At 62.3% G+C, this 18,175-nt stretch carries 17 protein-coding genes and 1 pseudogene; 6 read left to right on the forward strand and 12 right to left on the reverse strand.

Annotated features, from left to right (window positions below):
* Positions 1-73 precede the first annotated feature (73 nt).
* From pcaF to paaF, 5 genes are read right to left on the reverse strand one after another with little or no spacing between them, the layout of a single operon-like run.
* On the reverse strand, positions 74-1,279 hold the full coding sequence (gene pcaF, locus E1573_RS18685) for a 3-oxoadipyl-CoA thiolase (protein ID WP_133216063.1): 1,206 nt from the start codon (positions 1,277-1,279) through the stop codon (positions 74-76).
* Entirely contained in the window at positions 1,272-1,721 is a 450-nt protein-coding gene (gene paaI, locus E1573_RS18690) for a hydroxyphenylacetyl-CoA thioesterase PaaI (RefSeq protein ID WP_133216064.1), read from the reverse strand. Before paaI ends, pcaF begins: the two co-directional genes overlap by 8 nt.
* On the reverse strand, positions 1,714-3,231 hold the full coding sequence (paaH, locus tag E1573_RS18695; protein ID WP_133216065.1) for a 3-hydroxyacyl-CoA dehydrogenase PaaH: 1,518 nt from the start codon (positions 3,229-3,231) through the stop codon (positions 1,714-1,716). The genes paaI and paaH overlap by 8 nt, the downstream gene beginning before the upstream one ends.
* A 3-nt stretch (positions 3,232-3,234) precedes the next feature.
* Positions 3,235-4,026 (reverse strand): 2-(1,2-epoxy-1,2-dihydrophenyl)acetyl-CoA isomerase PaaG, encoded by a 792-nt coding sequence (paaG, locus tag E1573_RS18700; RefSeq protein ID WP_133216066.1) that lies wholly within the window; start codon positions 4,024-4,026, stop codon positions 3,235-3,237.
* A 44-nt stretch (positions 4,027-4,070) separates the two neighbouring features.
* A complete protein-coding gene (gene paaF / locus E1573_RS18705; RefSeq protein WP_133216067.1) occupies positions 4,071-4,844 on the reverse strand; it encodes a 2,3-dehydroadipyl-CoA hydratase PaaF in 774 nt (257 codons plus the stop codon).
* A gap of 402 nt (positions 4,845-5,246) precedes the next feature.
* Between paaF and paaN the strand changes: the two genes are divergently transcribed.
* The 6 genes from paaN to E1573_RS18735 all read left to right on the forward strand — a co-directional run bounded on the left by paaN (position 5,247) and on the right by E1573_RS18735 (position 11,859).
* The gene (gene paaN, locus E1573_RS18710) at positions 5,247-6,932 is read left to right on the forward strand and encodes a phenylacetic acid degradation protein PaaN (RefSeq protein ID WP_133216068.1); all 1,686 of its coding nucleotides are present in this window, start codon (positions 5,247-5,249) and stop codon (positions 6,930-6,932) included.
* A 10-nt stretch (positions 6,933-6,942) separates the two neighbouring features.
* Positions 6,943-7,539, forward strand: a complete 597-nt coding sequence (gene paaY / locus E1573_RS18715; protein WP_133216069.1) for a phenylacetic acid degradation protein PaaY — start codon at positions 6,943-6,945, stop codon at positions 7,537-7,539.
* Between the two features lie 86 nt (positions 7,540-7,625).
* Positions 7,626-8,549: a phenylacetic acid degradation operon negative regulatory protein PaaX gene (gene paaX, locus E1573_RS18720; protein ID WP_133216070.1), complete on the forward strand. Its 924-nt coding sequence runs from the start codon at positions 7,626-7,628 to the stop codon at positions 8,547-8,549.
* A 100-nt stretch (positions 8,550-8,649) separates the two neighbouring features.
* Complete coding sequence (feaR, locus tag E1573_RS18725; protein WP_133216071.1) at positions 8,650-9,567, forward strand: transcriptional regulator FeaR; 918 nt, start codon at positions 8,650-8,652, stop codon at positions 9,565-9,567.
* A 368-nt stretch (positions 9,568-9,935) separates the two neighbouring features.
* On the forward strand, positions 9,936-10,334 hold the full coding sequence (locus tag E1573_RS18730) for a cytochrome c family protein (protein WP_133216072.1): 399 nt from the start codon (positions 9,936-9,938) through the stop codon (positions 10,332-10,334).
* A 37-nt stretch (positions 10,335-10,371) separates the two neighbouring features.
* Complete coding sequence (locus E1573_RS18735; protein ID WP_133216073.1) at positions 10,372-11,859, forward strand: aldehyde dehydrogenase family protein; 1,488 nt, start codon at positions 10,372-10,374, stop codon at positions 11,857-11,859.
* A gap of 507 nt (positions 11,860-12,366) precedes the next feature.
* On the opposite strand, the gene E1573_RS18740 is transcribed toward E1573_RS18735, so the two are convergent.
* From E1573_RS18740 to E1573_RS27270, 7 genes and pseudogenes are all read right to left on the reverse strand, one after another.
* Positions 12,367-12,900 (reverse strand): cytochrome C, encoded by a 534-nt coding sequence (locus E1573_RS18740; RefSeq protein WP_371925192.1) that lies wholly within the window; start codon positions 12,898-12,900, stop codon positions 12,367-12,369.
* Position 12,901: 1 nt separating this feature from the next.
* Positions 12,902-13,423 carry a methylamine dehydrogenase light chain gene (locus E1573_RS18745; RefSeq protein ID WP_133216074.1) on the reverse strand — a complete coding sequence of 174 codons (522 nt, stop codon included), beginning with the start codon at positions 13,421-13,423 and terminating at the stop codon, positions 12,902-12,904.
* A 21-nt stretch (positions 13,424-13,444) separates the two neighbouring features.
* A complete protein-coding gene (gene mauD, locus E1573_RS18750; protein WP_133216075.1) occupies positions 13,445-14,080 on the reverse strand; it encodes a methylamine dehydrogenase accessory protein MauD in 636 nt (211 codons plus the stop codon).
* Positions 14,081-14,083: 3 nt separating this feature from the next.
* Positions 14,084-14,623, reverse strand: coding sequence for a MauE/DoxX family redox-associated membrane protein (locus tag E1573_RS18755; RefSeq protein ID WP_133216076.1), 540 nt, complete (start codon positions 14,621-14,623; stop codon positions 14,084-14,086).
* Between the two features lie 13 nt (positions 14,624-14,636).
* Positions 14,637-15,791, reverse strand: coding sequence for an amine dehydrogenase large subunit (locus tag E1573_RS18760; RefSeq protein WP_133216077.1), 1,155 nt, complete (start codon positions 15,789-15,791; stop codon positions 14,637-14,639).
* 195 nt (positions 15,792-15,986) lie between these two features.
* Positions 15,987-16,751 carry a methyl-accepting chemotaxis protein gene (locus E1573_RS27265; RefSeq protein WP_371925194.1) on the reverse strand — a complete coding sequence of 255 codons (765 nt, stop codon included), beginning with the start codon at positions 16,749-16,751 and terminating at the stop codon, positions 15,987-15,989.
* A gap of 93 nt (positions 16,752-16,844) precedes the next feature.
* Positions 16,845-18,131 (reverse strand): annotated as a pseudogene (locus E1573_RS27270) (HAMP domain-containing protein); the annotation flags it as partial.
* Positions 18,132-18,175 lie beyond the last annotated feature (44 nt).

The following is an 18,175-nucleotide window of genomic DNA, read 5'->3' on the forward strand; positions in this document are numbered from 1 at the left end:
TTGTTTTTGTGCATTGGCCCGCACGCAGGCCTTTGAGTGCTGATGAGCAGAATAACCCCAGGAGGCTGAAGTGTCAGAGCCGCTCGATGATCAGTGCAATCCCTTGACCAACGCCGATGCACATGGTGCACAGTGCATAGCGGCCTTGGCGTTCTTCCAGTTCGTGCAGCGCGGTGGTGACTAGCCGCGCGCCGCTCATGCCCAGTGGGTGACCGAGGGCAATGGCGCCACCGTTGGGGTTGACCCGTGCATCGTCGTCGGCCAGGCCGAGTTCGCGCAGCACGGCCAGGCCCTGGGCGGCGAAGGCTTCGTTGAGTTCGATGATGTCCATGTCGGCCAGGCTCAGGCCGGCCAGTTCCAGCACCTTGCGGGTGGCCGGTACCGGGCCGATGCCCATCAGGCGCGGTTCGACGCCGGCGGTGGCCATTGCGACTACACGGCCCCGGGCTTTCAGGCCGTGGCGGGCAGCGGCTTGTGGGCTGGCCAGCAGCAGTGCGCAGGCGCCATCGTTGACCCCCGAAGCGTTGCCAGCGGTGACGCTACCGCCCTGGCGGAACGGCGTGCCGAGCTTGGCCAGTTGCTCCAGGGTGGTGTCGCCGCGTGGGTGTTCGTCGTGCTCGACCCATTTCGACGGGCCTTTGCGCTGAGGAATTTCGACCGCCACGATTTCCTTGGCCAGACGACCATTGGCCTGGGCGGCGGCGGCCTTTTGCTGGCTGCGCAGGGCAAAGGCGTCCTGGTCGGCGCGCGACACATTAAAGTGCGCGGCGACATTCTCTGCGGTCTCCGGCATCGAGTCGATGCCGAATTGGGCCTGCATCAGTGGGTTGACGAAACGCCAGCCGATGGTGGTGTCGAAGATCTCTGCGCTACGGCCGAAGGCTTGTTCGGACTTGCCCATGACGAACGGCGCACGCGACATCGATTCAACACCGCCAGCGATCATCAGCCCGGCTTCGCCACAGCGAATGGCGCGTGCGGCGCTGCCAATGGCATCCAGGCCCGAGCCGCACAGGCGGTTCAGGGTGGTGCCCGGCACGCTGATCGGCAGGCCGGCCAGCAGCGAGGCCATGTGCGCGACGTTGCGGTTGTCTTCGCCGGCCTGGTTGGCGCAGCCGTAGATCACGTCGTCGATGGCGCTCCAGTCCAGCTCAGGGTGGCGCTGTTGCAGGGCTTTGAGCGGGATGGCGCCGAGGTCGTCGGCACGCACGCTGGCGAGGGCGCCAGCGTAACGACCGATGGGGGTACGGATGGCGTCGATGATCAGGGCGTCATTCATTTGGGGTCTCCTGCGCCAGCACGGTGCCGCGCACTTTGTAGGACTTGCCACGGAACAGGGCGATTAACTGGCCGTGCTGGTTTTCGATGCGGACGTCGTAGTTGCCGGTGCGGCCGCTGCGGCTCAATTCGCTGGCCTGCGCCGTCAGGGTGTCGCCCAGGTACGCCGGGGCGACGTAATCGATGCTGCAACCGATCGCCACGCAGGCGTCGTTGTAGCTGTTGCAGGCGAACGCGAACGCTGAATCGGCGAGGGCGAACAGATAGCCGCCGTGGCAGGTGCCGTGGCCCTGGATCATGTCTTCGCGCACACTCATGCCGACTGAGGTATGGCCCGGCGCAACCGAGAGCAACCGAATACCCAGGCGCTGGCTGGCGGTATCGCGCTCGAACATGGATTCGGCGCAGCGGCTGGCGAGTGACAGGGCTTGATGGTTAGTCATGGAAGTGCCTCCCTTCAGCGACCAGGCGACGCAGCAACAGGGAAGGGCGATAACGCGATTCACCGTAGCTGGCTTGCAGATGTTCCAAGGTGCGCAGCACGCCCGGCAGGCCAATGGTGTCGGCCCAGGCCAGCGGCCCCTGCGGGTAGTTGACCCCGGCGCGCATCGCCAGGTCGATGTCGGCTGCACTGCCGACGCCTTGCAGCACCGCGTCGGCGCCTTCGTTGGCGAGCATGGCGACCGTACGCAGCACGGCCAGGCCGGGCAGGTCGGCCAGCTGACTGACCTTGAGGCCGGCACGTTGCAACAGGGCCACGGCCTGATCACGCGCACCATCGCTGGTATCGGCGGCGCAGGTAATGGCCAGGCGGCTGGCTTTGCTGTAGTCCAGCGCCAGGTCGATCAGTACCAGATTGCGCACACCGTCGTCCTGGGCGCGCTGGCTGGCCAGACGTCCGTCAGACAGCGCCAGTACCGCATCGCCAACGCGCAGCAGGCCGCTGCCGTCGCGCCGCACGACCTGTACGCCTGCCGCTTGCAAGCGCGGGATCAGCGCTTCGACGACACCCAGATCGCCTTCAACTACACAGCTGTCGACCGAGGCATTGCTGCTCAGCTCGACCGGCTGTGGGCGCTCGGCACCTTCGGCGTAATTATAGAAACCGTGGCCGCTCTTACGACCGAGGCGGCCGGCGTCGACCAGCTCTTTCTGGATCAACGATGGCTGGAAGCGGAAGTCGCCGTAATAAGCAGCGAACACCGAGCAGGTCACCGCATAGTTGACGTCATGGCCGATCAGGTCGGTGAGTTCGAAGGCACCCATGCGAAAACCACCGGCGTCGCGCAGCAGCGCATCAAGGGTTGCGCAGTCGGCGGCGCCCTCTTGCAGCAGGCGCAGGCTTTCGGCATAGAACGGCCGGGCCACGCGGTTAACGATGAAGCCCGGAGTGGACGCGGTGTGTACCGGTTGCTTGCCCCAGGCACGCGCCGTGGCGTACAGGCTGTCGGCCAGTGCGCGTGGCGTGGCCAGGCCGGAAACGATCTCGACCAGGGCCATCAGCGGCGCCGGGTTGAAGAAGTGCATGCCGATGACCCGCTCAGGGTGGGCGAGGCCGGCGGCCAGGCTGGTGATCGACAGCGACGAAGTGTTGCTGGCGAAGATGCACTCTGCGCTGCACAGCGCTTCGAGCTGGCGCAGCAGGCCGCGCTTGACGTCCAGGTTCTCGACAATTGCCTCGATCACCAGGCCGGCGTCGGCCAGAGCCTCGATGGCGTCAGCCGGTTGCAGGCGCGCCACGGTGGCGGCACGCGCCTCGGCGCTAAGCTTGCCTTTTTCCACCAGTTTGCCGAGCTGCCGGTCGATGCCGTCGATGGCCTGGGCAGCGGCGCCGGGGCGGGTGTCGTGCAGCTTCACCGGATGGCCGGCCTGCGCGGCTACCTGGGCAATACCGGCACCCATGGCGCCAGCGCCGATGACGGCAACGACGGTGCTGAGGTTCAATGCACTCATTGCTTAGCGTCCCTTGAAAGTCGGGGTGCGTTTGGCCATGAAGGCGCTCACGCCTTCGCGGTAGTCCTCGCTGCGCCCGGCCAGGCGCTGCAGGTCGCGCTCAAGGTCGAGTTGCTCGTCGAAGCTGTTGCTCAGGCTGGCGTTCAGGCTGCGCTTGATCAGCGCCAGGCCGTAAGTTGGTTGGGTCGCCAGCTGGCGCGCCAGTTTCAACGCCTCGTTGCGCAATTCGGCGTCTTCGACCACCCGGTAGATCAGGCCCCACTGTTCGGCCTGCTCGGCGCTCAGGCGGTCGCCGAGCAGCATCAAGGCCTTGGCGCGGGCAGTGCCGACCAGGCGTGGCAGGGTCCAGGTACCGCCCGAATCCGGGATCAGGCCGATTTTGCAGAAAGCCTGAATAAAGCTCGCCGAGCGCGCCGCCAACACCAGGTCGCAGGCCAGCGGAATATTGGCCCCGGCACCTGCCGCAACACCGTTGACTGCGCAGATCACCGGCAGTGGCAGGTCGCGCAGGGCACGAATCAGTGGGTTGTAGAACTGCTCGATAGACACGCCCAGATCTGGCGCAGCGGCGTCGGGGGCGACATTACGGTCGCCAAGGTCTTGGCCTGCGCAGAAACCACGGCCTTCACCGGTGATCAGCAGCACGCGAACATCGGCGTTGGTGCGCACCTGTTTGAGCGCTTCGCGCACTTCAGTGTGCATCAGCGTGTTGAAGCTGTTGAGTTGTTCCGGGCGGTTGAGGCTGAGGGTGGCGACGCCGTCCTCGATGGCAAACAGGATGTGCTGGAAATTCATGGCAAAGGGCGCTCTAGGGATAACCAGGGAAGGGGCGGCCAGGCTTACTGACCGGTGAATTCAGGGCGGCGCTTGGCCTGGAAGGCGGCGATACCTTCATTGCGGTCGGCAGTACCGGCCAGCACGGTGAAGGCGTGGCGTTCGAAACGCAGGCCGCTGGCAAGGTCAGTGTCCTGGGCCTTGAGCAGCGCTTCCTTGGCCAGGCGCACGGCCAATGGCGCTTTCTGCGCAATCACGCGGGCGATGGCGATGGCACGGTCGACGGTGAATTCCGGTTGGGTCACTTCGCTGACCAGGCCGGCGCGCTGAGCAAAGCGGGCATCGATGGCTTCTCCGGTGAGCACCATCTGCATGGCCAGCGACTTGCCGACCGCTCGCAGCAGGCGTTGGGTGCCGCCGGCACCGGGCATGATGCCGAGGTTGATTTCCGGCTGGCCGAAGCGTGCGTCTTCACCGGCGATGAGGATGTCGGCGTGCATGGCCAGTTCGCAGCCGCCGCCCAGGCAGAAACCGTTGACCGCAGCGATCAACGGCTTGGGGAAGGCGGCAATGCGCTGCCAGTGCGCTACGCGTGGGTCATTGAGGATGCCTACCAAGTCGCGCTCGGCCATTTCTTTAATGTCGGCGCCTGCAGCAAAGGCTTTGCGGCTGCCCGTGATGACCACGGCGCGGGTCTCGGGGTCGCGTTCAGCCTGCTCCAGCTCAAGCGCCAGTTCACCGAGCAACTCGGTGTTCAGGGCGTTAAGCGCTTCCGGGCGCTGCAGGGTGATCAGGCGGACGCCCGCTTCCGGGGCAAGGACGGCAAGGGTGCGAGGCATCGAACGCTCCTCAGGCTATACGCGCGGCTTGGTTAGCCGGCTAGTTATTGGGTGTTGCAACGTTTTGACAGGGCACCGTCGAGGGCGGCTGTCAGGCTGCATTTTTTCGAGTATACGCAGAAAGCGATACAAAACAACAACTGAAAAGCACAATATTGTGTCTTATAGACGAGCTGTCAGCTTTCGAACGGCTAGCAGTGAGGGCACTTATTTCGTGGGGTGGATAGCGTTTTTTCCAATTTAGACAGGTGTTTTACGGCGGTTTGCCTCGCGCCAGGCTGATAATCCGATACAGATAGCTTTACTTATTTGTAAAAAAGCGTTGTGATACAGAAATGCTCAGTTAATGCATCGCTTTCTGTATCTTTCATCTGTTGTCGTCTGTTTTTGAGGATTCACGTCATGTCGTCCACCGCCACCCGTGCCGCACTGGAACTGTTTGATCACCACCGCGGCACGCTCGACCGCGCGCTGCAGGCGATTGCCGAGCGGGGTTACTGGTCGCCGTACAGCGAACAGCTCAAGCAGTACCCACAAGCGGCCGTCGAAGGAGCCCAGGCTGCCTTCGAGGCGCTGCTCAATCAGCCGTTCGCGTTGCAGGGGCCGGTGGCGGTGGGGAGCGTCGGTGCCGAGCGTTCACCCTACGGCTTCGACCTGGGGGTGACGTACGATCAGTACGACGCCGAGGAACTGCTCGACCGTCAGCACAAAGCGCTGCCGGCCTGGCGCGATGCCGGGCCGCAGGCGCGGGTCGGTGCCTGCCTGGAAATCCTCTCGCGCCTTAACACCCTGAGCCCGACATTGGCACATGCGGTGATGCATACCACCGGTCAGGCCTTCATGATGGCTTTCCAGGCCGGCGGCGCGCATGCCCAGGACCGTGGCCTGGAAGCCGTCGCTTATGCCTGGCGAGCGATGGCCGAAGTGCCGCAGGCGGCGCAGTGGGTCAAACCACAGGGCAAGCTCGACCCGCTGCAACTGGACAAACGCTGGCATATCGTGCCGCGCGGCCTGTCGTTGGTAGTCGCCTGCTCGACCTTCCCGACCTGGAACACCTACCCAGGGCTGTTCGCCAGCCTGGTCACCGGTAACCCGGTGCTGGTCAAGGCGCACCCGGGAGCGATCCTGCCGGTGGCAATGAGCGTCAAAGTGGCTCAAGAGGTACTTGCCGAGCTGGGCTTCGACCCGGCGTTGGTCAGCCTGGTGGTTGACACCCCGCAAGCCCCGGTGGCGCAGCAATTGGCCCTCGATCCGCGGGTCAAGCTGGTCGACTTCACCGGCTCCAATGCGTTCGGCGAGTGGCTGGAGCGCAACGCACTGCAGGCTCAGGTGTTCACCGAAAAGGCCGGCATCAACACAGTGATCATCGACAGTACGGCCAACCTCAAGGCGGTAGTTAAGAATCTGGCGTTCTCCCTCAGCTTGTACTCCGGGCAAATGTGCACCACCACCCAAGCGATCTATGTACCGCGCGGTGGCATCCGCAATGCTGACGAACACCTCAGCTTCGAGCAGGTTGCCGACACCTTGGCGTCCGCCGTTAAAGGCTTCCTTGCCGACAATGACCGTGCCTGCGCGGTGCTGGGTGCTATCCAGTCCGAGGCCACGGCTGTACGCATCGATAGCTGCCGGGCGCTGGGCGAGGTACTGCTCGACAGTGAAGTGCGCGAGCATCCACAGTTCCCTGGCGCACGGGTGCGCACGCCACTGCTGCTGAAGGTTGATGCCGCACAGCGCGATGCCTATGCGCAAGAACGTTTCGGCCCGATCGCATTCATCATTGCCACCGACGACAGTGCACACAGCGTGCAGGTTGCCCGTGAGGTGATCACCGCCCAAGGCGCCATGACCCTAGGTGTGTATTCCACCGACGAGGCGTTCCTCGCCCAGGCCGAAACCCTGGCCCAGGAGGCTGCCGTGGCGCTGTCGGTGAACCTCGACGGCGGCGTGCTGGTTAACCAATCGGCAGCCTTCAGCGACTTCCATGCCACCGGTGGCAACCCGGCAGCGAACGCCTCGATCTGTGACGCAGCATTCGTCAGTCGCCGCTTCGTGGTCGTCCAGAGCCGCCGCCACGCGGCCCAATGAGAGCCTTGCCATGACCTGCTACAGCCTCGACGGCTTGACCCCGGTTGTTCACCCCAGTGCTTATGTGCACCCCACGGCGGTACTGATCGGTGACGTGATTATCGGCGCCGGTTGCTATGTAGGCCCGTTGGCCAGCCTGCGCGGCGACTTTGGGCGCATCATCCTGGAAGAAGGCGCCAATATTCAGGACACCTGTGTGATGCACGGCTTTCCCGAGAGTGACACAGTGGTGGGGCGCAACGGCCACATCGGTCACGGCGCAGTGCTGCACGGCTGCCGCATCGGTGCCGATGTGCTGGTCGGGATGAATGCGGTGGTCATGGACAACGCGCAGATTGGTGCGCGTTCGTTCGTGGCGGCTACAACCTTCGTAAAGGCGGGCTTCTCCTGCGAAGAGCAGTCGTTGGTGCTCGGCGCCCCGGCAGCGGTCAAGCGCCGCCTCAGCGATGAAGAAGTGGCCTGGAAGCGCGCGGGCACCGAGGAATACCAGCGGCTTGCCCAGCGCTGCGCCCAGGGCCTGGTGGCTTGCGAGCCGTTGACCGAGGTCGAAGCGTCGCGACCAAGAATCAGTGCCAGCACCTTCCGACCCAAGGGGGAGGGACAGTGAGGCGTGTGATGAAGTCGGCCGACGCCGATGGTCAGGCCGGGCGCTCAGGGGGTATATTTCGCAGCAACTCCATGCCCGGTCTTGTCATGACGTCCCTTGCTCCCCTCAACCAGTTGATAACCCGTTTCCAGCAGCAAACCCCACTGCGTGCCAGTTCGTTGATCATCACCCTGTACGGCGATGCCATCGAACCGCACGGTGGCACGGTCTGGCTCGGTAGCCTGATTCAGCTGCTAGAGCCCATTGGCATTAACGAACGGCTGATTCGCACCTCGATTTTTCGCCTGACCAAAGAAGGTTGGCTGAGCGCCGAGAAAGTCGGGCGCCGCAGTTACTACAGCCTGACGGGCACCGGTCGGCGGCGTTTCGAGAAGGCATTCAAACGGGTTTACAGTTCGGCGCTGCCGGCCTGGGACGGCTCCTGGACCTTGGCACTGCTGTCGCAACTGCCGCAGGACAAGCGTAAACAGGTGCGTGAAGAGCTGGAATGGCAAGGTTTTGGTGCAATTTCGCCGGTGATGCTCGCTTGCCCGCGCTGTGATCGCGTCGATGTCACCGCGACCCTGCAAGACCTTGATGTGCTGGAAGACACCATTCTGTTTGAAACCGCCGCCCAGGACGTTCTGGCCTCCAAGGCCCTGCGCATGCAGGTGCGCGAGAGCTGGAACATCGAAGCGCTGGCTGCGCAGTACAGCGAGTTCATCCAGTTGTTCCGGCCACTGTGGCAAGCGTTGCGCGAGCAGGACAGCTTGCAGCCGATGGACTGCTTCCTGGCCCGAACCTTGCTCATTCACGAATACCGCAAGCTGCTGTTGCGCGACCCGCAGCTGCCCGACGAGCTGCTGCCCGGCGACTGGGAAGGGCGGGCGGCCCGGCAACTGTGCCGCAATATCTACCGTTTGGTCAGCGCCAAAGGTGAGGAACACCTGAGTAGCGCACTGGAAACCGCCGACGGCCCGCTACCGGAGGTCGGAGAAAGTTTCTATCGGCGCTTTGGTGGGCTTAAATAGATATTCGGTTGCGTAAATATCACGTGAAAATGCAATAATCCAGGCGCGCTACAGTGTGCGCCTGGCAAATAATAAAAATATCAGTGAGGCCTGAAACATCATGATGACTGCAAATGCACTCAGGGCAGACCGTTTTGATGAATGGCTGCAGAAAATCAATCAGGCCTGCGGCCGGTTTTGCGCCCAGACCCTCGGCCCAGAGTTTTCCGGCTCGGTAAAAGAGCACAAGGCCGGTGCGATCAAGCTGAGCTTCGTCGATGTGGCGCAAGCCCGCCTCTACCGCACCGGGCGCGAAGTGGAACAGAGCGAGAACCGGCATTTTTTCGCTGCGTTTCAGTTGCAGGGCCAGGCTGAAATGGAACAGGACGGCAATCGCGTCACGCTGTCGCCGGGTGACATCACGCTGATTGATGCGACCTTGCCCAGCGATTTCACCTACAGCGACAACTCACGTCAGCTGTCGCTGATCCTGCCTCGGCACCTGGTTGAGCACAGCCAGCGCTTCAGTAGCATTCGTTGTGCCCAGCGCATCGATGCGCGTTCGCCTGTCGCAGCGCTGACCAATCGGTTGGTGCTGGAAGCTGCGCGTCACGAGACCCTCAGTTTGTCGGAAAGTGAAGCCACGCTGGAGGCTATCATCAGTCTGTTGCGTCCGGCCCTTGGCAGCACCGAGGCGGATCCGGATGTGCATGAGCGGCTGTTTCGCAAAACCGTGACCTTTATCGACGATAACATCCGTAATGAAGAACTGTGCCCGGAGCTGTTGGCTCGCGAGGTTGGGGTGTCGGTGCGCGGTTTGTACCGGATGTTCTCGAAGAAGGGGATGGTGGTTGCGCAGTACATCAAGAACCGTCGCCTGGATTTCTGTGCCGAGTCCCTGCGTCACGGTGGGGCGGAGCAGAAGCTTTCTGCCTTGGGGTATGCCTGGGGGTTCTCTGACGCCAGCTATTTCTCTACTGCTTTCAAAGCGCGTTTTGGTGTTTCGCCGGGCGAGTACCGTAAGCGTTATCAGCACTGATTTGCTGTCCGCCTTTTGTCCGTTTATACATCTTGGCAAAAGGAACCAAAACCGCGGGCTCCTGCATCCGGCCCTACCCGTGGGAGCGGGCTTGCCCCGCGATTGGGTTTTGCAGGCTAAATCGCTTCGCGGGGCAAGCCCGCTCCCACCGAGATAAGCCCTCCAGTCACCTGCACTCGGCCTCCTGAAGTCGCTACGTTTTGGCAGTGCAGCCAACACAACTGGCAGGCAGAAAAAAACCTTCATTGACCACTCCGGTTTAAATCGACATGTCAAAAGCCAGCGCTCCGACCTGAGTGATCGCTGGCTTCCCCGTGGCAGGAGATTCAGCGGGCAAAGTGGATGCCCAGGTCAGAGGTTTCAGTTCCATGCATAACAACAAGATTCGCCAGTGCCTGGCTGGTTTGGCAGTGTTCGCGCTGTTTCAGGTCTCTCAGGCGCAGGCCGCTGCCTGTGCGCCCGCTTCGGTGGAAACCGGTAGCAAACTGTTCGCCCGGGATTGCTCGGTGTGTCATGCGGTCAAGGAAGGTGTGACCGGCATGATGGGGGTCAACCTCCATGGTGTGGCAGGCCGCACCTCGGGCACCTTGCCCGGTTTCAGCTACTCGCAGGCGATGAAAGACAAAGCCGTCGCGTGGAAAGCCGAGACCCTTCAGGCCTTCATCACCCAGCCACAGGCCTACGTGCCGGGTACCTACATGCCGTACATGGGCATGCCCTCTGCTGACGAAAGCGCCGCTGTTGCCTGCTTCCTGACCCAGCAGTGATCGGTCGGGTCGGCCCAATGAATGATGAGGAATGAGTATGAGCAAGGTTGATGTACTGCCGCAGGTTGCGGCGTTTCTGCAGCGTCGGCATGGGTGCTTCATTGACGGTCAGTGGGTTGCGTCTGAAGGCAGCACCTCGCCGGTGTTGAACCCGGCCACCGGTGAAACCATCGCCCAAGTGACTGACACCAGTATCGAGCTGGTCGAGCGCGCGGTGTTGTCGGCGCGCAAGGCACATGAGACGCGGGTCTGGTCGGGGCTGCGTCCGGCGGATCGCGAGCGTATCCTGCTGCGCTTCACGGCGCTGGTCGAAGAGCACGGCGAGGAACTGGCGCAACTGGAAACACTGTGCCAGGGCAAGTCGATCAACATGGCGCGGATGCTCGACGTCAATGCCACCGTTGAGTTCATGCGCTACATGTCCGGTTGGGCGACCAAGATCGAAGGGCAGACCCTCGACGTTTCGATTCCGCTGCCAGAGGGCGCACGTTACACCGCATTTGCCCGTCGCGAGCCGGTGGGTGTAGTGGCTGGTATTGTGCCGTGGAACTTCCCGCTGATGATCACCGCCTGGAAAGTGATGCCAGCATTGGCCACAGGCTGCACGGTGGTGATCAAGCCATCGCCGGAAACCCCGCTGACCGCACTGCGCTTGGTCGAGCTGGCCCTTGAAGCCGGTGTGCCGGCGGGTGTGTTCAACCTGGTCACCGGCGGCGGCAACGTCGGCCAGGCACTGGCCTCGCACAAGAAAATCGACAAAGTATCGTTCACTGGCTCGACTGCGGTGGGCAAGATTGTCGGTGGTGTAGCGGTGCAGAACATGACCCGCTTCGCCCTCGAGCTGGGTGGCAAGAACCCGATGATCATCCTCGCCGATGCCGACATCGACAAAGCAGTGCAGGGTGCCTTGCTGGGTGGCTTGCTCAACAACGGCCAGGTGTGCGCTGCAGCTTCGCGCTTCTATGTACACCGCTCACGCTACGACGACTTCGTGGCCGGCCTGGCTGCTGCGGTTTCTGGTATGCCAATGGGTGCAGGCATGGACACCACTGCGGCGGTTAACCCGCTGGTGTCGCGCAAGCAACAACAGAGCGTACTCAAGCACATCGAGACGGCAAAGCAGGAAGGTGCCCGCGTGGTCACCGGTGGCGAGCCGGTCGAGAGCGACGGTTTCTACGTGCAACCGACGGTGCTGGCTGATGTCAACCACAGCATGGCAGTAGCCCGCGCTGAGGTCTTTGGTCCGGTACTTTCGGTGATTCCGTTTGACGATGAAGAACAGGCCATTGCCATGGCCAACGACAGTGAATACGGCCTGGCGGCCAGCCTATGGACCAACGACCTGACCAAGGCGATGAACCTGGTACCGCGTATCGAAGCGGGTACGGTGTGGGTTAACGCTCATGTGTTGCTTGACCCGAACATGCCGTTTGGTGGGGTCAAGCAGTCGGGTATGGGGCGTGAGTTTGGCCGTAGCGTGGTTGAGGCTTATACCGAAATCAAGTCGGTGTGTATCTCGCACTGATCGTTGTTTGCTCTTTTGTGGCAGGCCTTGTGCCTGCCTTTTTTTTTGGGCTGGATTTTTTGTAGGGCTATTGGCGTTGTGAGTTTACCCATTGTTTTGTGGGGAAGTAGGCAAAGCCGCGGGTTCTACCTGTGGGAGCTGTCTACAGTTTGTGGGAGCGGGTTCATCGAGGCGTCGAACCGACGCGAACACGGGCGAAGCCCGTGCCATTCATCGCGGTGTTTACTTCGCGGGTGAACCCGCTTCCACAGAATTTTTTAAACCCTGGTGGGAGCGGGCTTGCCCCGCGATTGGATTTTGCATGCTAAATCGCTTCGCGGGGCAAGCCCGCTCCTACCGAGATCAGTCCTTCAATCACCTGCACTCGGCCTGCTGAAGTCAAGCTTCAAGCTTTTGCGAGTGGGTTAGTTCAGACGCTGGAGGGGACCCGGAGCGAAGCGTAGGGCCGGATGCAGGAGGGAGCGGCTTTGCCTACTTTGCCCAAGAGCAAAGCAGGCCGCCGGAAGGTCAGTAACTCATGCCATCTTCAATCGCGATGCCCTTGGCGCGCATCTGCGAGATCAGACCGACGCGCACCGTCGGCACGTTGAGCAACGCCTGGCGCCGCACCGCGGCCACTTCCTCACCGGTGTACGGCTGAAAATGCTCGGGTGTGCTGTTGCCCGCAATGCCGTCTTTGCGCATCAGCCAATTGATCAGCATGGCCAGTTGGTCGTCGTTGAGCGCCGACTGGGCCATGCCGGGCACCCGCACGAGAAACTCACGACCGCCGTCAACCTTGAGGAAGTTGCCGACGAAGTCTTTCATGCGCGGTACATCATTGGCCTTGGAACCACTGCCGTCGCCAAGGTGGCAACCCGCGCATTGCAACTGGTAGTTCACCGCAGTGCTGTAGCCAGCTTCGGCGATTGGCGTTTGCACCGCTTCGTTGCCCGGGGCATGCTTCTGGTTCGGATCAGGAATGGCACGCGCCATGGCCAGCGGAGCGGCCATGGCACAGGTCAGACCGACGATCAGTAAAGAGCGCAGGGTCCGGGCCATATCAGATCGCAACGCCGCGAATGATCGACACGGTGCAGTGGTAGATGTGCGACTTGGCCGCCAGGCACCAGTTCACATCGTTGTTGTTGAACGGACGGTACGCGGGCTCTTCGCTGTCGTTGCGGGTACAGGCGCACTGGTTGCAGCTGTGCTTACCGCAGCAGTCGTTGTAGGAAATGATGTAGTCCTTGCCGTCGGCCGGGTTGCGGCAGGTGCCGATCCAGGTGACCTGAGAAGCTTCGGTGCCGGGTGGGCAGGAGTTCACGCTACCGCCGCAGCACGCGCACAGGAAGCCGTCGACCGAGCAGTAACGCCAGTAGTCGCAGCTGTTCGGGTCACCCGGGTCGCCCGCCATCGGCTTGTCGGCGGCCAGTGCCTTGCTGGTGCGGTCGATCGGCAGCAGTACCGGCAGGGCAGCACCGGCGATCATCAGCGAACCAAGGCGGCCAAGCAGTTTGCGTCGCGAGGTGGTGTCAGCAACGTGGCGGGTGGAGCGCTCGAACAGGCGGTCGAGGAGTTTCATGGGCCTCTCCTTTGGTTATCGTTATGCGTGGGAGTGTGGAGTGCTGTGGTCATGCGCGTGCGTATGGTCGCTACCGTTGCCATGCAGGTACTGCTGCAGGGTGGCGCTGCCCAGGTGCTCGGTTTCGAACAGGCTGTCCAGGTGTTCGCGCGAGTTGACCAGACCCTTGGCACGCAAAACGCCGTTCTGGTCGATCAGTGCTGCATACGGCAGTTTGCCGATCTGGTAGGTCATGCCGATTTCCGGGCCGACCACGTAGGTGGCGCCTTCGAGTTTGTGTTCCTGGATCAGCTTCTGTTGGGCGTCCATGTCGCCGTCGCTGACGTACACCACCTCGAGGCGGTTGGCCTGGTCTTTGGCAATCGATTTGATCGCCGGCAGCAGCGACTTGCAGATCGGGCAAGTTGGCGAGAGGAAGAACAGCAGTTGAGCTTTCTCACCGGCATAGCCGAAGTTGACCGGGCGGCCGTTACGATCAGACGCGGTAACTTGTGGCGCGGGTTCGTTGACCGCAACGCCTTTGTCGACCATCAGTGCGCCGGCGGGCGCCAGGCGCGAGTGCAGTACGCCGATCTGGCGTACCAGACCCATGATCACGAAAGACACGGCGATCAGCAGTGCCCAGAGCAGAATGTTGGAGACGATCAGGCCTTCCATAATTCACCTTCCAATAAGTTTGAACAGACGAGGGCCGTTGGCCAGCAGGCCTTCGGCAGCAGCGTAAACAAGCAGCAGAACGGTACTGGCGGCGATCACCACGAAACCGTCAAAAAAGCCAAGGTCGCGTGCCTGCGGGGTGATACCGGCGGTCAGCGCCAGTACCACCAGCACGCTGTTGCGGGCCAGCAGCAGTGGGCGTAGCGGTTGCGCCTGATCGGGGCCAGAGCAGCCGCAGTCGATGTCAGCACGGCCGCGCCACAGGTTGATGCCGATGGCGGCTGCATACAGCGCCAGCAAGCCGGCGGCCAGCAGCGCAGCGATCGGCCGGCTGGCCGGAACCAGCAAGGCGAAGGCCACGCCGATTTCCACCAGCGGCAGGCCTCGGGCAATCAGCTTGACCAGTACCTTGGGCAGCAACTGGTAATCTTCCAGTTGCCCGGCGAAGCGGGCCGGCGCGCGGACTTTGTGAGTCGCGGCGCTGGCCAGGATCACCGCAATGGTGATCGCGCTGGCAATGATGAAGATCGGATCGATGTGCATGGGCTCACCTCACTCAGTGACTGAGAATTTGTGTGGCGGTTTTATGCAGCTTTTCCATCGTGCCGGTGTGTTTGTTGCTCTTGAGGTCGAAGATCTCCATGCCGCCGCCAACGTTGATGCCGAGCAGCAATGGGGTGTCATCGCTGGTGGCCTGCAGGCTCCAGATCGGCGCGCCCTCGGTGCTCAGGGTGGCGATCTTCTTCTGGGTTTTCAGGTCGAAGGCCCAGATGGTGTTGCTCGGGTCTTCCCACTTCATGGCTTCGTGGGCATCGTGCATGAGCACGTACAGACGATTGAGTTTAGGTGCCACCGCCAGCAGCTGCCAGCCACCCGGCGCCCAGCCCGCCTTGCGTTCTTCGTCGCTGACCAGCGACCAGGTCGGCAGGATTTTCGCTTCCGGACCGGACAGGTCCAGGGTGTGCACGGTGCCGGTGGTGTTGGTGAAGTAGAAGGTATCGCCAACGTTCACTGCACGCTCGACCAGTTTCTCGGCGTTCGGGTCGAAGAACTTGGTCTGGGTTCGGGCCGTTTCTTTGCCGCTGTCGTCGAGGGTCAGCAACTGGATGCTGCCGTCACCGCACAGCGAAGCAATACGGCGTTTGCCCACCGGGTAGCTGAGCACACAGCCGGGAATGGCGATTTCGCCGGCCACGGCCTTGGCCTGGGTGTCGACCACGGTGATTGAGGTGGACGGGGTGAAGTTGTAGACGTAAACGAAGCGGTCGTCGGCGCTGGTGGACAGGCCGAAACGCTGGGTCAGCGACTCGGAACGCTTGGACGGAATTTCCAGCTCCCAGTCAGGAGACAGCGTGGAGGTATTCCAGGCGGTCAGCACGTCGGTGCGAGTGCCGCGAGTGCCGCGCGAGTAGAAAATGTCGGCGCTGTACAACTGCTTGCCGTCACGGCTCAGGGTCGAGGGTGCGGCAAAACCGGTGCTGACCATACCGAGGAATTTTTTCTGGTCCGGGTCAATCACGATCACGCGACCGGCGACGAAGCTGTCAAATTCGACGTCGATCATGTAGGCGCGGTGCGGCGAAGGCGGGAAGGGCAACACGGTCTGGCCGATGCCTTTGTCAGCGGGCAGCTCGGCATGGGCCATGTGCACGCCGGCCAGTGACACACCAAGAGCCAGTGTGGTTTGAGCAAGGATCCTGGTTATTCGCATCAGGGGGGCTCCCTTAATTATTGGATTTGGCGGAACGCGAAAGTATTGGCAAGTTTGTACTGGTCTAGTCTGCCTTGAGGGCAGACAAGGGGCATTGTTGTGTCTGCCAACCCATTGTGTACCTGTGCCAGTCGGCTGCCTCTGCCAGCACGCGCCTTTCGTCGGGCGGGCAGGGGCTGCGGGTTGAGCGTGGGTTCAAATGCGGAAGCTGTCCACCAGGTGTTTCAGGCGGGCTGCCTGCTGTTCCAGGTCGGCGCAGGCGCGTAGGGTGGCGTTGAGGTTCTCCACGCCTTCCTGATTGAGGGTGTTGATTTCGTTGATGTCCATGTTCAGGGCTTCGATCACCGAGGTTTGCTCTTCGGTGGCGGTGGCCACTGACTGGTTCATCCCGTCGATCTCGCCGATGCGCTGCGTCACGCTACCCAGGCGGTCACCGGCCTGATTGGCGATCACCACGCTGTCGGCACTGTGGTTTTGGCTTTCGTTCATGGTCGTCACCGAGTCGCGGGCGTCTACCTGCAGGCCCTCGATCATGGTCTGGATTTCCTGGGCCGAAGCCTGGGTGCGGTAGGCCAGGTTGCGCACTTCATCGGCGACCACGGCAAAACCACGCCCTGCTTCCCCGGCTCGCGCCGCCTCAATAGCAGCATTGAGTGCGAGCAGGTTGGTTTGCCCGGAGATGCTTTTGATCACTTCGAGGATCTGACCGATATCCACGGTTTTGCTATTGAGCGTTTCGATGGTGCTGCTGGAGGCACTGATCTTGCTCGACAGCTGGTGCATGGCCGAAATCGTCCGGGCAAGGACCTGGCTGCCTTCCTCGGCAAGTTGGCGCACATCCGAGGCCTGATGGGAGGCGTCGGCAGCGTTGCGGGCGATCTCCTGGGCGGCGGCGCCCAGTTGGTTGATCGCGGCGGCGACGCTGTTGGTACGGCTGGCCTGTTCGTCGGAGTTACACATGGATGAGTTGGAAGCGCTGACCACCCGCGTGGCCACCTCGTTGAGCTGGCGGGTGGCCGACGACACTTCACGGATCGAGCGGTGGATACGCTCGACGAAGTGGTTGAACGCCGTGGCCAACTGGCCAATCTCGTCGCGCGATTGCACAGCCAGGCGGCGGGTCAGGTCGCCTTCGCCCTGGGCAATGTCTTCAAGCATGTGGGTTAGGCTCTGCAACGGGCGAGTGATGCGCAAGGCGGCCAGCCAGATCAACAGCACGCCGAGCAAGGCCGCGCCGCCGCCCAGTAGCAGCTCCAGGTTGGTGGTGTGGTCGCGTTGCTGGTCCAGGGTTTGCTGCAGGCGCTGCGCCGGTTCCAGCAGGGTGTGTTGCGGTACGCCGACCAGGATGCCCCAAGGGGTGGCACCGGCGATGGGCTCAAGCGGTTCAAGTACGTTGATCTGCGTAGGGTCGACGAGCACTTTGGCTTGCTTGTGTTGCAAGGCACTCAGGACGGCGGTGGCATCACGTGCCAGTACCTGGTTAACGTGTTGGCCTAACTGCTTGGCATCCTGGCTGTGCGCCGCCATCACCCCGCTCGGGCTGATGATGCTGATCTTGCCGTTGCCGTCGAACAAGCCACGGCTGCTGATCTCGCTGCTCTGTTGCAGGGCGGCGAGGTTGATGTCGAGGCCGATGACGGCGATGACCTTGCCGTTTTCCAGTAGAGGAAAGGCAATGCTGGTGACCAACTTGCGGGTGCCGGAGGCTTCGTCGAAGTAGGGCTCCAGCACGCAGGCCGCCTGGCGGTCGCGGGCACAGGTGTAGAAGGCGTTGTACGGGCTACCGCTGGGGCCGGGTTGGGTGTTGGCCAGCAGGCCCTCGTCACCGATCACCGGTTGCAGCTCGCCGGGCTTGCTCTGTACCCAGTACAGGGCAAAGCGGCCGGCCTCGTTGCTGCCCAGTTCGGCCTGGCCGGCAAATTGGCTGTCTGCGCCGTCCAGGGCATTGGCTTCGAAAATGACAAACAGCCCGAGCAGGTCGGGCTTGTCGGTCAAGGCTTGGCGTAGTTGCCGGGTCAGTTCCTCGCGTAACTGCTGCGGCGCTAGTTCGCCGTGCTGAGCGCGCTGGCGTAAATACAGCAGGTAGCGCGATAGCCCCTGGCCGTATTCGTGGGTCTGCATGAAGGTGCGTTGTACTTGCAGGGCCTGTACCTGGGCGAGGGCCTGCATATGGCGTTCGGCGGCGCTGGCCAACATGGCGCTGCTTGAGGATTTGACTTGCTCATTGCTTTGCCCGGCTTGATACAGCGACAGCCCAACGAGGAGGGCGACGATCAGCAGTAAGCAGAGGCTGGCGAGTAGGGTGATCTTGTTCTGGATAGTCAGGAGGCTGGGGCGCATGACAGGCACTCAGATCAGGGGGCAATCCATTGCGGGTGACGGCG

Origin of the sequence: Pseudomonas sp. H9, from assembly GCF_004353925.1 — a bacterium.
Classification (GTDB): Bacteria; Pseudomonadota; Gammaproteobacteria; order Pseudomonadales; family Pseudomonadaceae; genus Aquipseudomonas.

Excerpts from the sequence above, each read along its gene's own strand:
- paaY (WP_133216069.1), top strand. The coding sequence starts at position 6,943 with ATGACCTGCTACAGCCTCGACGGCTTGACCCCGGTTGTTCACCCCAGT.
- pcaF (WP_133216063.1), bottom strand. The coding sequence starts at position 1,279 with ATGAATGACGCCCTGATCATCGACGCCATCCGTACCCCCATCGGTCGT.
- paaX (WP_133216070.1), top strand. The coding sequence starts at position 7,626 with ATGACGTCCCTTGCTCCCCTCAACCAGTTGATAACCCGTTTCCAGCAG.
- feaR (WP_133216071.1), top strand. The coding sequence starts at position 8,650 with ATGATGACTGCAAATGCACTCAGGGCAGACCGTTTTGATGAATGGCTG.
- E1573_RS27265 (WP_371925194.1), bottom strand. The coding sequence starts at position 16,751 with ATGTGTAACTCCGACGAACAGGCCAGCCGTACCAACAGCGTCGCCGCC.
- paaF (WP_133216067.1), bottom strand. The coding sequence starts at position 4,844 with ATGCCTCGCACCCTTGCCGTCCTTGCCCCGGAAGCGGGCGTCCGCCTG.
- paaH (WP_133216065.1), bottom strand. The coding sequence starts at position 3,231 with ATGAGTGCATTGAACCTCAGCACCGTCGTTGCCGTCATCGGCGCTGGC.
- E1573_RS18745 (WP_133216074.1), bottom strand. The coding sequence starts at position 13,423 with ATGAAACTCCTCGACCGCCTGTTCGAGCGCTCCACCCGCCACGTTGCT.
- E1573_RS18735 (WP_133216073.1), top strand. The coding sequence starts at position 10,372 with ATGAGCAAGGTTGATGTACTGCCGCAGGTTGCGGCGTTTCTGCAGCGT.
- E1573_RS18740 (WP_371925192.1), bottom strand. The coding sequence starts at position 12,900 with ATGGCCCGGACCCTGCGCTCTTTACTGATCGTCGGTCTGACCTGTGCC.
- E1573_RS18755 (WP_133216076.1), bottom strand. The coding sequence starts at position 14,623 with ATGCACATCGATCCGATCTTCATCATTGCCAGCGCGATCACCATTGCG.
- paaN (WP_133216068.1), top strand. The coding sequence starts at position 5,247 with ATGTCGTCCACCGCCACCCGTGCCGCACTGGAACTGTTTGATCACCAC.
- E1573_RS18730 (WP_133216072.1), top strand. The coding sequence starts at position 9,936 with ATGCATAACAACAAGATTCGCCAGTGCCTGGCTGGTTTGGCAGTGTTC.
- E1573_RS18760 (WP_133216077.1), bottom strand. The coding sequence starts at position 15,791 with ATGCGAATAACCAGGATCCTTGCTCAAACCACACTGGCTCTTGGTGTG.
- paaG (WP_133216066.1), bottom strand. The coding sequence starts at position 4,026 with ATGAATTTCCAGCACATCCTGTTTGCCATCGAGGACGGCGTCGCCACC.
- mauD (WP_133216075.1), bottom strand. The coding sequence starts at position 14,080 with ATGGAAGGCCTGATCGTCTCCAACATTCTGCTCTGGGCACTGCTGATC.
- paaI (WP_133216064.1), bottom strand. The coding sequence starts at position 1,721 with ATGACTAACCATCAAGCCCTGTCACTCGCCAGCCGCTGCGCCGAATCC.